Raw genomic sequence first — 14,234 nt, forward strand, 5'->3', positions numbered from 1 at the left:
CTTGGGCTTCCTTCCCGACTGTTGCCAAGATGCAATATGAACGGCGGATTACAAGTCTTGAGAACGCTCTCAAAATGCGCTAAGCCAGCGCTTGCAACCGCGGTGCCGGCATAGAACCGGCGCGCGGCAAGGGGAGGCTTGAAGCATCATGCATTGTGCAACCGTGGCGCCGCGTCGCCGCTTTTTCGCTCTTGGCACTGTCTCGGCGCTGGCGATTGCCGCGGCCTGCCCCGCGCCCGTGCTGGCGCAGGACAGCGAGGCCGAGCCTGCCACCGAGGACGAGGTCGCCGACGAGGTTTCGGCGCGCGAGATCATCGTCTCGGGCTTCCGGGGCGCGCTCCAGAACGCCCAGACGATCAAGCGCAACGCCGATACCTTCGTCGATGTCATCACCGCCGAGGATATCGGTGCGCTGCCCGACCGCTCGGTTGCAGAAGCGCTCCAGCGCGTGCCCGGCGTCAATATCGGCCGCTTTGAGAAGCCCTCCGATCCCGATCGCTTCTCGGTCGAAGGCACCGGCGTGATCGTACGCGGCCTGCCCTTCGTGCGCTCCGAACTCAATGGCCGCGACATCTTCTCCGCCACTGGCGGGGTGGTGCTGAGCTTCAACGATGTCTCGCCCGAGCTGCTCGGCCGGGTCGAGGTGTTCAAGAACCTCACCGCCGACATGATCGAAGGCGGGATCGCCGGCACGGTCAATCTCGTCACCAGAAAGCCGCTTGATCGGCGCGGCACCCATATCGCCGGCACGATCGAGACCAATTACGGCGATTTTGCCAAGGAATGGTCGCCGGGCTTTTCGGTCACCGGCTCGACCACCTGGGAGAGCGAGGCCGGCACGCTCGGCTTCCAGCTCGGCTATGCCCGTTCGGAGCTTATCAGCCGCACCGATGCCTCGCAGATCACCGATCCGTGCTACCGCGCCGCCAGCCTCAATGCGGGGTGCATCCGGGTGCGCCCGGTAGGCAGCGGCGGCTTCCTGCCCGGGCCGGTGCTCGGGCCCGACAATTTCCCGCCCGCCGGCGCGCTGGTGGTGCCCAAGGGGGCGGGTGTGCGCACCACCGATCTCGAGCGTGACCGCGAGGCCATCTCCGCGGTGGTGCAGTATGAAAGCCCCAACCGCGATGTGCTGATCACCTTCGAGTGGCTGCGTTCGGAAACCAGCTTCTTCACCAAGGAATTCGCCGCGCTGGCGCAGGTCAATGACGATGCCCTGTTCCCGGTGCCGGCGGCGGGCAGCACCTGGGAGTTTGACAGCAACGGCATCTTCCGGCGCGGGGTGCTGAGCCAGCGCATCGGCGATGCCTATGCCAACCCCTTCGGCCGCGGTGGCATTCCTTTCGAGACCTTGCGCTTCGAGCGCAACACCGATGCGACCACCGAGGACTTTTCGCTCGATATCGACTGGAGCGTGACCGATCGCTTCCGCGTCAACTTCGAGGCGCAGCGGATCTCCTCCGACCTGCGTCAGGACGCGATCATCGGCGCGATGAACTCCTGGGCCAACATCGCCATCGATGCCTCGGGCAAGGTGCCCAAGGTCGAGTTCCTTGCCCCTCCGGGCGCGCCGAGCGACTATTTCTCGAGCGGGCGCAACACCTATTACTGGTTCCTGCTCGACAGCATCGCCCGCAACGAGGGCGAGCTTGATAGCCTGCGCTTCGATGCCGAATATGACATCAGCGACGAAGGCTTCTTCAAGCGGGCGCGCTTCGGGGCGCGCTGGTCGGACCGTGACCGGGTGACGCGCGACACCAACTTCACCGCCTGGGGCAACCTTTCGGCGCCTTGGGCCGGGCGGGCGGGCTGCGCGCCGTGGAACGCCGGGCCGGGCTGCGCGGCGACCGGCGGGTTCCAGCCGGGCCGCTTCTTCACCGGCCTTCCGGGGCAGGAATTCGCGATCGGCGGCGGGGCCTATGTCGATGACTTCCCCACCTATGCCACCTCCTTTGCCCCCTTTGCCCGCAACTTCCAGCGCGGCAAGGCTCCCTCGCCGGTGCCGAGCAGCTCGTTCTTCTTCGGCGGCGACAACCTGCTGCAGGAATACCTCTCGGGGCTTTCAGCGCGGCAGGCGCGCGAGATCAACGTCTTCTCGCAGACCCCCAATCCCTTCTTCGGGGTCCGCGGGCGCGAGTTCTTCAACCCCGTCAATGGCGAGGTGACGCAGTGCGATCCGTTCTGCCCGCCCGAGATCAACGATGTCGCCGAGGAGACGAGGGCGGCCTATGTGCGGGTCGATTACGGCACCGAATTTGCCAATGGCTGGAAGCTGTCGGGCAATATCGGCCTGCGCTATGTCGAGACCGAAGTGGTCGCGGCCGGGCTCATCGGCTTTCCCAATCCGCAGCAATTCGACAGCCCGCTTGCCGGGGGCAATGGCGATGGGGTGGTGCAGGTGGCCGAGATCAACGCCGCCTGCGCCCAGGCGGCCAATCTTCCGGCCGACCAGCGCCCGGCCTATTGCAGCCTTTCAGCCGGGCGCCTGGCTGAGTTTGCGGCGGCCCATACCGGCGAGATCCTGATCGATGACCGCGCGGTGGTGTTCGACAACTGGTTGCCGAGCTTCAACGCGCTGCTCGATACGGGCAACGGTCTGTTGTTCCGCTTTGCCGTGTCCAAGGGCATCACCCGGCCCGACCTTGGCGATTTCCGCTCGGGCGGGACGATTGGCGACAACACCGGCGTCCTGCGGAACGAGGGCACGCTTGAGACTGGGCCGCTCTTTGCGCTGGCCACCGGCAACCGCAACCTGCGCCCGATCAGCTCGTGGAACTATGACCTTTCGGTCGAATGGTATTTCGACCGGGTTGGCTCGCTCACCCTCAGCGGCTTCATCAAGGACTTGAAGGGGATCGTCGGGCCAGGGATCGACGTGGTCAATTTCGAAAGCCCCAAGGTGCCCGCGCTCGATGTGCAGGTGTTCGGGCCCGTCAACTTCCAGGACGGCACGCTCAAGGGCGTCGAACTTGCCTATCAGCAGACCTATGACTTCCTGCCAGGGGTGTTGAGCGGGCTGGGCACGCAGCTGACCTATACCTATGTCGATGGCGGTGATTTCACCAATATCGACCGCGGGGGCACGCAGGGGCCCTTTGCCGCCGGGCAGCCGCTGGCCGGGATCTCCAAGCACACCGTCAACGCGACGCTGTTCTACGAGAAGGACTGGCTGTCGATGCGCGCCGCCTACAACTGGCGCTCGGCCTTCCTCATCACCCCGCGCGATGACATCTTCCCCTTCTCCCCGATCTGGGGCGAGGAGACCGGCCAGCTCGATGCCTCGCTGTTCGTCACGCTCAAGAACGGGATCAAGCTCGGGGTGCAGGGGGTGAACCTGCTCGATGAGGTGTTCCGCACCAGCCAGGTGATCGATTTCGACGGCACCCGCATCGCGCGCTCGGCCTTCCGCAACGACCGACGCTACACCTTCCTGGCCCGCTTCGACTTCTAGCCGGGGCGGGGCATGAGGCGGGCCGGGTTGGCACGCATTGCGGCAGGGCTTGGCGCCCTGCTGCTGGGCGGGGGCGCCGCTGCGCCCCCGCCTTCGGGTGCCCCAGCCGATCCGCTCGCCGCGGCCGGCTGGGAGCTGGTGTGGGCCGACGAGTTCGAGGGCGATGCGCTCGATCGCAGCAAGTGGACGCCCGAGGTCTCGTGCTGGGGCGGGGGCAATGGCGAGCGGCAGTGCTATACCGACCGGCCCGAGAACATCGCGGTCGAAGGCGGCCTCCTGCTCCTCAAGGCGCGCAAGGAGCGCTTTGCCGGCCCGGCGCGCCCGCCCGAGATCGCGGGCCGCGACAATCCCACGCTGGTGCAGTCGCACACTTCGGGCAAGGTGCGCACCATCGGCCTGCACGCCTGGCGCTATGGCCGGATCGAGGCGCGCGCCAGGGTGCCCGCCGGGCAGGGCACCTGGCCGGCGATCTGGATGATGCCCGACAACCCCGCCTATGGCCCCTGGCCGCGATCGGGCGAGATCGACATTCTCGAGGCGGTCAATATCGGCGCGAGGTGCAAGCAATGCGCGGGCGGGCGCGAGAACCGCACCATCAGCGCGCTTCATTTCGGCGATTTTCCGCCCGCCAACCGCTTTATCGACAGCCGCACGGCGCTTCCCGATGGCGCCCTGCCTTCGGCGGATTTCCACGTCTATGCGGTGGAATGGGGCGCCGGGCTGATCCGCTTCCTCGTCGATGGCCGGGTGCATCTCACCGTCACCGCCGACCAGTGGAGCACCGCCTCGCCGCGCGCGCGGGGGCGGCCCCATGCCCCCTTTGACCAGCCCTTCTATCTCATGGCCAACCTTGCCGTGGGCGGGCGGCTGGCCGAGGAGAACAATGCAAAGGGGCTTGCAGCGGCGAGCTTTCCCGCGCAATTCGCGATCGACTGGATCAGGGTCTATCGCTGCGCCCGCGACCCGGTGACGGGCCGGGCCTGCATGGGCTAGCCGGGCTGAGGGCAGGCACAGGGGCAGACATCGGGATGGCGCGCAGGCGCAAGAATGTCACCATCAGGGACGTGGCCGAGGATGCCGGGGTCTCGTTGCAGACGGTGAGCCGGGTCATCAACGACGGGCCCAATGTCCGCCCGCATCTGCGCGAGCGGGTGCGCGCCTCGATCAAGAAGATGGGCTATGTGCCGAGCCTTGCCGCCCAGCGGATGAGCGGCTCGCGTTCCTATATCCTCCTTGCGATCAACGACCGCGAGCGCACACTCGCCGACTGGCGCGAGCGGCGCGGCACCGACTGGGTCGATCAGATGCTGCTCGGCGGGGTGCTCACCGGCGCGCCGCATGGCTACAGGATGATGGTGGAGCTGATCGACACCCGCTCCGAGCATGTCGAGCGCGAGCTGGGCGCGGCGATCTCGGCGCTCCAGCCCGATGGGGTGATCCTCACCCCGCCGCACTCGGAAAATCCGCTGATCACCGCGCTGCTCGAGGATCGCGGTATCCGTTTTGCCCGGATCGGTTCGAAGGCCCGAGGGCCGGGGATCGCGCTGACCATGGGGGACGAGGGCGCCGCCGCGCTGGCGACCCGCCATCTCATCGAACTTGGCCATCGCCGCATCGCCATGATCGCCGGGCCGGAGCAATATAGCCTCAGCGGCTGGCGCATCACCGGCTGGCGCGCTGCGCTGGCCGAGGCGGGGCTGCGCGATGAGGGCCTGCTGGCGCGCGGCGATTTCGGCTTCGAGAGCGGGCTTGCCGCCGCCCGCGCGCTCATCGCCCGCGCGCCGCGCCCCAGCGCGATCATCGCTTCTTCCGACCAGATGGCGCTCGCCACGCTCGAGGCGGCGCGCGAGGCTGGCCTTGCGGTGCCCGATGATCTCTCGCTCATCTCCTTCGACAACACCCCGATCGTGCGCTTCACCCAGCCGCCGCTCACCGCGATCGACCAGCCGATCGCCGAGACCGTGAGCCGCGCGGTCGAACTGTTGATCGCGCGGGATGAGGAGGCAGGCGCGCAGGGCGTGATCGAGGTTCCCGCGGCGCTCGTCCCCCGTTCCTCGACCGCGGCGCCGCGCGCGGTGGACAGGGCTTGAGCGCAAGCGCGTCTGCCAGTCCGGCGCCCCAGCCGCGCTGGTTCCTGGCGCTGTTCGCGCTCGCCTTTGCCGGGGGGGCGGTCGCCTATGTCCCGCTGCTTACCGTGCTGCTGCCGCAGCGCCTTGCCGAATTGCAGGGCGGCGAGGATGTCGCCGCGCTCGCCCAGGTGACCTTTCTTGGCGCGCTGGCGGCGAGCCTTGCCAATATCGCCGCCGGGACGCTGAGCGACGTGAGCGGCACGCGGCGCCCATGGATCCTTGCCGGCCTCGTGATCTCGGGCCTCTTGCTGGTGGCGCTAGAGGACGCGCGCAGCCTCGATGAGGTCGTGCTCCTGATCATGGCCTGGCAGGTGGGCCTCAACCTGATGCTCGGCCCGCTTCTGGCCTGGGCCGGCGATTGCTTTCCCGACAGCCAGAAGGGCGAGCTTGGCGGGGCGCTGGCGCTGGCCCCGGCGCTGGGGGCGCTGGCGGGATCGCTGGTGACCTATGGCGGGCTGGTTGCGCCCGCGGCGCGGCTCGAGCTGGTGGCGCTGCTGGTGGCGGCGCTGGTGCTCCCGGCGGTGCTGCTGGGCGGCGGGCGCGCGCGGGCCGAGCTGATGGCGCCGCGCCCGGCCGTGGCCGCGCCCGAAGACGCGGCGTCGCCACTGCCCTGGCGCGGGGTGGTCGCAAGGATGTGGGCGGCGCGGCTGCTGGTGCAGGTTGCCGAAGGGGGGATGTTTGCCTTCCTGCTCTATTGGCTGCGCGCACTCGCCCCCGGCTATCCCGAGCACGGCGCGGCCAATATCTTCAGCCTGGTGCTGCTCTCGGCGGTACCGCTGTCGCTGCTGGTCGGGCGCTGGTCGGATCGCCATGGCCGCCCGGTGCTCCCGCTGGTGCTCGCCGCGCTCGCCTGTGCCGCTGGGCTTGCGGTGATGGCGGCGGCCTCGGGCCTCGCCATGGCAATCACGGGTTATGTGCTCTTTGCGCTGTCGGCGGCGGTGTTCCTCGCGCTTCATGCGGGGCACACCCTGCGGGTGCTGCCCGCGCCGCAGCACCGCGGGCGCGACCTTGGCCTGTTCAACCTCACCAACACCGTGCCGGGCATGGTGATGCCGGGGCTGACGGTGCTGTTGGTGCCGCATTTCGGCTATTCCGGGCTGTTCGTGCTGTTCGCGGCGCTGGCGCTGGCAAGCGCAGCGCTGCTCGCCGGGACGCGCCGCCCCGCCTGAGCGTGGCCCCATCCGCGCACAAGCCCGGGCCGCGGCGATCCGGGCCTTGCCAAAGGCAGCGCGCCCCGGCATATCCTGATAACGTTCTCAATAATTCGCGACACGGTCTTGGGAGGGACTGGCCCGATGCAGCGCAAATGGCTCGGCATGCTAGCCGCGACGGTGGCTCTTGCACCCCTGCTCGCAGGCTGCGCCGCAGCACCCGGAGGCACGGCGGCGGCGCCATCGGCTGGCAGCGCTGCGCCGCTCGCCCCGGCGATGCACACCAGCCCCGAGGCCCTGCTCGCGCGCATGAGCCTCGAGCGCAAGGTCGCCCAGCTGATCATGCCCGATATCAGCGCGATCACGCCCGAGGACGTGCGCACCTATCGCTTCGGCGCGATCCTCAACGGCGGCAATTCCGGCCCCTATGGCAATGACAAGGCCCCGGCGCGCGATTGGCTCACGCTGGCCGATGCCTTCTGGGAGGCCTCGCGCGCGCCCCTGCCCGGGGGCGAACCGGCGATTCCGACGCTGTGGGCGACCGATGCGGTCCACGGCCATGCCAATGTGCCGGGGGCGACGGTGTTTCCGCACAACATCGCGCTTGGCGCTACCGCTGATGCCGATCTGGTGCGCCGCATCGGCGCTGCCACCGCGCGCGAGATCGCGGTGACCGGGCTCGACTGGACCTTTGCTCCCACGGTGGCGGTGGCGCAGGATCTGCGCTGGGGCCGCACCTATGAGAGCTTCTCCTCCGATCCGGCGCTGGTCACCCGCCTCGGCGTGGCGATGATCGAGGGGCTGCAGGGCCGCCTGGGCGATCCCGACTTCCTCGGCCCCGGCAAGGTTGCCGCCACGGCCAAGCATTTCTTCGGCGATGGCGGCACCGAGCAGGGGGTCGATCAGGGCGATGTCAACGGCGATCTTGCCGAGCTGATGGCGGTGCACGCCGCGCCATACCCTGCTGCGATCAAGGCCGGGGTGCTGAGCGTAATGGCCAGCTTCAATTCGATCAACGGCACCAAGATGCACGGCAACAGGGCGCTGCTCACCGATGTGCTGCGCGGCGAGCTGGGTTTTGCCGGAGTGGTGGTGGGCGACTGGAACGGCCACGGCCAGATCCCCGGATGCAGCAATGCCGATTGCCCCGCCGCGCTGCTCGCCGGGCTTGATGTCTATATGGTGCCCGAGGACTGGAAGGGGTTGCACGCCGCGCTGGTGCGGCAGGTGCGGGAGGGCACCATCCCGCTGGCCCGGCTCGACGAGGCGGTGCTGCGGGTGCTGCGGCTGAAGCAGGCGCTCGGCCGCCTCGAGGGCGCCGCCATGCCCTCGGCGCGGCCGCTTGCCGGGCGCTGGGAGCTGCTCGGCGCGCCCGAACACCGCGCCCTCGCGCGCGAGGCGGTGGCCAAATCCCTGGTGATCCTCAAGAACACGGGCGTGCTGCCGATCCGCCCGGGCGCGCGCATCGCGGTGGCCGGGCGCGCGGCCGACAACATCCCGCAGCAGGCCGGGGGCTGGTCGGTCACCTGGCAGGGCGGCGGCGATTTGACGGCGGCCGATTTTCCCGGCGCGACCTCGATCTGGCAGGGGATCGCCGCGGCCGCGCGCGCGGCAGGTGGCGAGGCGGTGCTGGTGCCATCCGCGGACGCCGCGGCAGCGGACGGCGCGGCACCTGATGTTGCCATCGTGGTGTTCGGCGAGGAGCCCTATGCCGAGTTCGTCGGTGATCGCAAGGATCTCGCCCTGCGCGACGAGGAGGGTCTCTCGCTGCTGCGCGCCTTCCGCGCCCGCTCCGTGCCGACCGTGGCGGTGTTCCTCTCGGGCCGGCCGCTGTGGATGAACCGCGAAATCAATGCCGCCGATGCCTTCGTCGCCGCGTGGCTGCCGGGGAGCGAGGGGGCAGGGGTGGCCGACGTGCTGTTCGGCACCGCCGCGCCCAGCGGGCGGCTGCCCTTCGCCTGGCCAGCAAGCTGCGATGCAGCCGAGGTGCGCGCCGGGCGGGCGACGCTCTATGCGCGCGGCTTCGGGCAGGGCTATGCCGCCGGGGTGCCCGCCGCACCGCTCGATGAGACCTGCGCCCAGCTTCAGGCAGAGGGCGGGGCGGTGTGGTTCGGCGCCGGGCGGTTGGGGCCGCGGGTGCAGGCGCTGGCGGGCAACGCCGTGCTTCCTGACCTGCGCGGGCGCGGCAACGGGATCGTGGCGAGCGGGATCGACCGGCGCGCGCAGGAAGATGCGCGGCGCATCGCCTTCGGCCCTGGCTCGCAGCTCAGCCTCGTCGGCCCGCCGAGCGGCGGGGCCTTCCGCATCACCTATCAGGTCAGCACCCGCCCGGCCGGGCCGGTCACCATCACTTCCGGCGCGCAGGCGCTCGACATTGCGCGGCAGCTGGCGCTCGCCGAGGGCAAGGGCTGGCGCGAGATGGTGCTCACCCGCGCCTGCCTCGGCGAGACCGGGGAGCGGCTGACGATCGCCTCCGAGGCGCCCTTTGCTCTCGAGATCAGCACCATCACCCGCGACGAGGCCGCCGCGCCGCGTGAGTGCTCGTTCTAGGCCCTGATGAGCCCGCCGAGCGGAGGGGTGCTGCGGCCGGGAAAGAGCCGTGCCATCACCAGCGCAGGATCGAGGCGGAAGTGCCCGGCCACCGCGCCCGCGAGCACGCTTTCGAGCGCGGTCGTGGGGGCAAGGTCGCGGTTCTGGTAGAGCTGGCCCGGCCCCAGCCCCGGCCAGTCGGCGATCACTCGCCCGCCGCGCACGCCGCCGCCGAGGAGCAGCGCTGCCGTGGCGGTGCCATGATCGGTGCCGCGCGTGCCGTTGAGCCGGGCGGTGCGGCCGAACTCGGTCGCCACCACCACCAGCGTCTCGGCCCAGGCCGGGCCCATGCCCGTGCGATAGGCCGCCAGCAGCGCATCGAGCCGCTGGGCTGAACGGGCAAAGCCGATGCGCTGGTTGGCGTGGGTGTCCCAGCCGCCCAGCTCGATCATCGCGATCCGCGCGCCATCGGCCCCGCGCATCAGCCGTGCCGTGAGGTTGCCGGTGGCAGAGGCATCGCGCAGGCTGGTGGCATCGGTGTTGCCCGCCATCGCCCGCGTCTCGAGCGCGCGCGCCCATTGCGGGCCAAGCTCGCTGTCGGCAGCATAGAGCTGGCTGACCCGCTCGAGCAGCGTCTCGCTCGCCTCGGGCAGGGCCGAGGGCGCATAGTTCGACACCGGCGCCTCGCCGCGTAAGGCCAGCGGCACGCTTGGGGCGATCGCCAGCGCCCGCGTGGCCTGCGGCGCTTGCCGGTTGAGCAATGCCGCCAGCCGGTTGAGCCAGCCATCCTTGGCGGCAAAGGGCGCCGTCCCGCCGCTTTCGAGCAGGTTCTGCCCGTCAAAATGCGAGCGCTCGCGATAGGCGGTGGCCGCGGCATGGACGAACAGCGCCTCGCCTCTGGCCGCCAGCGCCGCGACCTCGCCGAGCGCGGGGTGGAGCGCGAAGAAGCCATCGATCCGCGGCGCGGACGCATAATCGGCGAGCAGCGCGCCGCGCAGGGCTTCAAGCCCCGGATCGCCCACCGGCGCGAGCATCGCCATCCCGTCAGCCGCCCCGCGCAGCAGCACGAACAGCAGGTTGCGCTCGCCCGGTGCCTGGGCAAGGGCGATGCGCGGCAAGGCAAGGCTGCCGGCGCCGAGCGCCAGCGATCCGGCAAGCAGCGAGCGGCGATCAAGTTCATGGCGCATGGGGCTTACCTCCGCAGCATTTCGGGCGAGACCAGCAACAGCGCGAGCGCCTCGCTGCTGCTTTCGGCGCCGGCGATCTGGGCGCGCGTCGCTGCGCCGAGCACATCGCCAAGGGTTGCCTCGGCGCGCATGACAAGGTCGTCCGTGGCGACCGCCTGGGCGAGGCGCGCGGCAAATTCGACCCGGCGCATCAGCATGTCGGGCCCGCTCCAGCTTGCGGCGATGTCGTCATAACCCGCCGGCGAGGGCGCGCGCCAGGGCAGGTGGCCGAGCTGGTTGAGCGCGCCGACGACGCGCTGAGGGGGCCAATCGTGACTGCCGGTGAGGCGCAGCGCGGCGATAAGCCATTCGAACGGGGTGCGCAGCTTGAGCGGCCCTTTGGCCCAGGTCTCGGGCGCAGCGATCAGCGTTTCGGCAAGGCTGGCCAGATCGCCCCCGGTGCGCAGGAAATCGGCCTCGAGCCGCGCCACCAGCGTGGCGGGCGGCACGTCGCCGGCAAAATGGCGCGCGAGCTTGGTGGCGATGTGGCGCGCGGTTGACGGATGGACCGCAAGGTCATCGAGGATCGCGAGCGCCTGGCGCGCTCCGGCCTCGCCATAGGTGCGGCCCAGCACGCGGCGCGCACCCGGCTCGTGCACCAGCGCCACGAAGGCGGCGCCACTCGTCTGGGCCTCGGCAAGGCGGCCCACCCGGCCGATGCCGGGCACGGTCCAGCCGGTGAGCGCCCGGGCAAGCTCGGTCACATCCTCCTGGCTGTAGCCGCCATTGACCCCGAGCGTGTGTAGCTCGAGGATCTCGCGCGCGAGATTCTCATTGAGCCCGCGCCGGCCCTCAAGCTGTTGCTGGCGCTGCGCCGCTTGCGCCCCGGCGCGGCGGGGCGCGGCAAAGGGCGCGTTGGGGCCGATCGACTGGAACTGGTCGAGATAGATCAGCATCGCCGGGTGCAGCACCGCGGCCTTGAGCAGATCAGCAAAGCGCCCCAGCACATGCGGGCGGATCGCTGCAAATTCGTGCGCGCCGACTTCGAACTGGGTGCCCGGCTTGCCGACCGAGACGCTGAAATGGTTCGACCAGAAATGCACCAGCCGCTCGACCAGCGGCGTCTCGCTGGTCACGGCGCAGGTGAGGCGGGCGGCGATGTCGGTGGCAAGCTGCCGCTGGCCTTCGGCAATCCGCGCGCGCAGATCGCTTGGTAGCGCGGCGAGCGCGGCGGCGCGCGCCTCCTTCCCGGCCATGGGGCGGTCGATGGCCCCGGTCATCCCGGGCATTTGCCCGGCCGCTGCTTCCCCGGCCTCTCCGCCGCGCCGGCGGGTCTCCTGGCGCAGACGCCGCAGCTCGCCCAAGAGTTCTGCTGCACCCGGGCGCCTTTCGAGCCGCGCGGCGATCACCGGCGGGGCGGGATCGAAGCGGGTGAGCTGGCGCCGCAGCGTGCCGCGCGGGTCATCCGGCGGGGCGGCGCCGAGCGCGGGGCCATAGCCAAAGCGGCTGGCAGCGATCATGGCCGCGGTCATGGGTGGGCCTCGGGAGGATCGATCACGCGCATGGCAAAGCTGTCCTGACCTTGGTGCGCCGCCTATCGCAGCGCGCGGCACCTGACCAACGCCTGAACGGGCCTAATCCTTCGCCCGGATGGCGCATCGATCAGGGCAGCACGATGTCAAAGCCCTGGGGCATGGGATCGAGCGCGTCGATGAGATGCTGGAGCGCGGCGGCATCGCCCTCGACCACAAGCCCGGCCCCCGCCAGCGCGTTCACTGGCTGCTTGAGGAACAGCAGCGCCAGCAGCAGCGCGCGCGGGCCACGGATGGTGACATCGGGGGATGGCGGCAGGCTGCCCACCCGCCCGATCAGCACCCGGTCATTGGCCTCGATGAGCGCTTCCTCCTCGCGGTCGGTGAGCACGATGGCGACCGACAGGCGCCGCCCGGTGCCGAAGCGTTCGGGGGCAAAGCGGGTGGCGGCAGCATCGAGCAATTCGCCCGTGCCCAGTGCGGCGATGAGATCGCTGCTCTGCGCAGCCGCGCCGCCGGCGCGCCCTCGGCGCAGATCCCCCGCGGCGGCGAGGAACTGGTTGCGCCAGATCGCGCTTTCGGCGTGATAGCCCTGCTGGGCATAGCTTTCGGCGAGCAGCGCGCGCGCTGCGGCATCATCGGGCGCGGCAAATACAAGGTTCTGCAACAGCTCGCTGGCCCAGCGATAGTCGCCCTCGGCCATCGCCGCGCGGGCGAGCGCGCGGGTGCGCTCTGCCCCGCCGAGCGCGTCGATGAGCCGCCGGGCGCGCGCCACCGGCGGGTGGGCATGGAGATTGGCGGGCACGCTGTCATACCAGCCGAGATAGAACTGGTAGATCGCCTTGGCGTTGTGACTGATGGTGCCATAATAGCCGCGCGTTGCCCATTCTCCGGCCAGGCCCGCGGGCAGGGCGGCGGCGAGCGCTTCGGCGATCTCGGCCATGGTCTCGCCGCGGTTCATGCGCCGCACCGTCTGATCGTGCAGCCAGCGGTAATTGTCGCGCTGGGCGGCAAGCCAGGCCATACCCGCCGCGCGCCCGAAGATCGGCCAGCAATGGCTCGAGATCACCACCTCGCTCTGCGGGGCATAGCGGGTGGCGGCCTCATCGAGGAAATGCGCCCAGGCGCGCGCATCGCGCACCTTGGCCCCGCGCGGGGTGAGGATGTTGTGCAGCGTGCAGGTGGCGATTTCGGCGGCGAGGAAGGTCTTCTCGGGCAGGATCATGACATTCAGTTCCGCCGGGGCCTCGCTGCCCGAGACGATCTGGAAGCCAAGCTCCACCCCGTCCACCACCCGCCTCTCGCCGGTGGCGGCGATGGTGTCGGTGGGCGCGATCAGCGAGAGGGTGCCGCCCGCCACCGCCATGCCGATGCCGCTGCCCATCTGCCCTTGGGGCCCGGGCGCAATCCCGGCGCCGAACTGATAGGCGGCGCGGCGCGTCATGGCGGCGCCGGCCATGACATTTTCCGAAACCGCTTCTTCCAGAAAGCCCTTGGGCGCGATCACCGCCACCCGGCCCGCGGCGACCTCGACCGGATCGATCACCCCGCGCACCCCGCCGAAGTGGTCGGCATGGGAATGGGTGTAGATCACCGCGCTCACCGGGCGCGGGCCGAGCGTCGCATTGACGAGATCGAGCGCGGCGCGTGCGGTCTCGATGCTGGTGAGCGGGTCGATCACGATCCAGCCGGTGTGGCCGCGGATGATCGTCATATTGGCAAGATCAAAGCCGCGCACCTGCCAGAGATTGTCGGTGACGCGGAACAGGCCGTGGTGCTTGAGGTGGCGCATGTGCCGCCACAGGCTGGGGTGGACGCTGTCGGGCGCCGGCCCCTCGACAAAGGCATAGGCGGCAAGGTTCCACACTGGCTGGCCATTGGCGGCGCGGATCAGCGGATCGGCGCGGGTGGCAAGAAAGCCCCGCCGCACGAATTCATCGTCGCGCCCGTCCTCGCTTGGCAGCGCCGCGGCGGCGGCCTCCTGCGCGGCGCGGGTGGCGGGGCTTGCCGGGCTTTCAGGAGCGGTATCCTCGCCTGCAGCCTGGGCGATGCTCGCAAGCGATGCGCACAGGGCCGCCGCGGCGAGGCAGATGCGGATGGTCATGGCTCTTTCCCCTCTCAAGGCGCGGTGATGCCCGCCCGGGGCGCGGCTGGCAAGGCGGGGCCGGCGGGGGATTTTCAGATATTCAGATAATAGAACATTTCGGAAGAAAGATTGAATTTTTCCTATTTTGCCCCCGCGGCTAGAGCACCGCGGCTTGTTCGCAACAGGATGAAGG

The 14,234-nt window shown here is 70.0% G+C and carries 8 protein-coding genes; 5 read left to right on the forward strand and 3 right to left on the reverse strand.

From position 1 onward, the window contains the following. The first annotated feature begins 148 nt into the window (after positions 1 to 148). The 5 genes from G524_RS0106625 (at position 149) to G524_RS0106645 (ending at position 9,278) form a co-directional block, all read left to right on the forward strand. Entirely contained in the window at positions 149 to 3,448 is a 3,300-nt protein-coding gene (locus G524_RS0106625) for a TonB-dependent receptor (RefSeq protein WP_027443013.1), read from the forward strand. 27 nt (positions 3,449 to 3,475) lie between these two features. Continuing rightward, complete coding sequence (locus G524_RS0106630; protein ID WP_245561314.1) at positions 3,476 to 4,441, forward strand: glycoside hydrolase family 16 protein; 966 nt, start codon at positions 3,476 to 3,478, stop codon at positions 4,439 to 4,441. Positions 4,442 to 4,476: 35 nt separating this feature from the next. Beyond that, complete coding sequence (locus tag G524_RS0106635) at positions 4,477 to 5,538, forward strand: LacI family DNA-binding transcriptional regulator (RefSeq protein WP_156894033.1); 1,062 nt, start codon at positions 4,477 to 4,479, stop codon at positions 5,536 to 5,538. Then, positions 5,535 to 6,746, forward strand: coding sequence for an MFS transporter (locus tag G524_RS0106640; protein ID WP_027443016.1), 1,212 nt, complete (start codon positions 5,535 to 5,537; stop codon positions 6,744 to 6,746). The genes G524_RS0106635 and G524_RS0106640 overlap by 4 nt, the downstream gene beginning before the upstream one ends. 162 nt (positions 6,747 to 6,908) lie before the next feature. Then, positions 6,909 to 9,278, forward strand: coding sequence for a glycoside hydrolase family 3 protein (locus G524_RS0106645; RefSeq protein ID WP_245561315.1), 2,370 nt, complete (start codon positions 6,909 to 6,911; stop codon positions 9,276 to 9,278). Here G524_RS0106645 and G524_RS0106650 read toward each other — a convergent pair. The 3 genes from G524_RS0106650 to G524_RS0106660 form a co-directional block, all read right to left on the reverse strand. Further along, positions 9,275 to 10,444 carry a DUF1501 domain-containing protein gene (locus G524_RS0106650; RefSeq protein ID WP_027443018.1) on the reverse strand — a complete coding sequence of 390 codons (1,170 nt, stop codon included), beginning with the start codon at positions 10,442 to 10,444 and terminating at the stop codon, positions 9,275 to 9,277. The two genes, G524_RS0106645 and G524_RS0106650, sit on opposite strands and share 4 nt — an antisense overlap. A 5-nt stretch (positions 10,445 to 10,449) precedes the next feature. Further along, positions 10,450 to 11,955: a DUF1800 domain-containing protein gene (locus G524_RS0106655; protein WP_027443019.1), complete on the reverse strand. Its 1,506-nt coding sequence runs from the start codon at positions 11,953 to 11,955 to the stop codon at positions 10,450 to 10,452. Between the two features lie 130 nt (positions 11,956 to 12,085). Continuing rightward, positions 12,086 to 14,059 (reverse strand): alkyl/aryl-sulfatase, encoded by a 1,974-nt coding sequence (locus tag G524_RS0106660; RefSeq protein ID WP_027443020.1) that lies wholly within the window; start codon positions 14,057 to 14,059, stop codon positions 12,086 to 12,088. Positions 14,060 to 14,234: the final 175 nt, after the last annotated feature.

It is taken from the genome of Erythrobacter cryptus DSM 12079, assembly GCF_000422985.1.
GTDB lineage: Bacteria > Pseudomonadota > Alphaproteobacteria > Sphingomonadales > Sphingomonadaceae > Erythrobacter > Erythrobacter cryptus.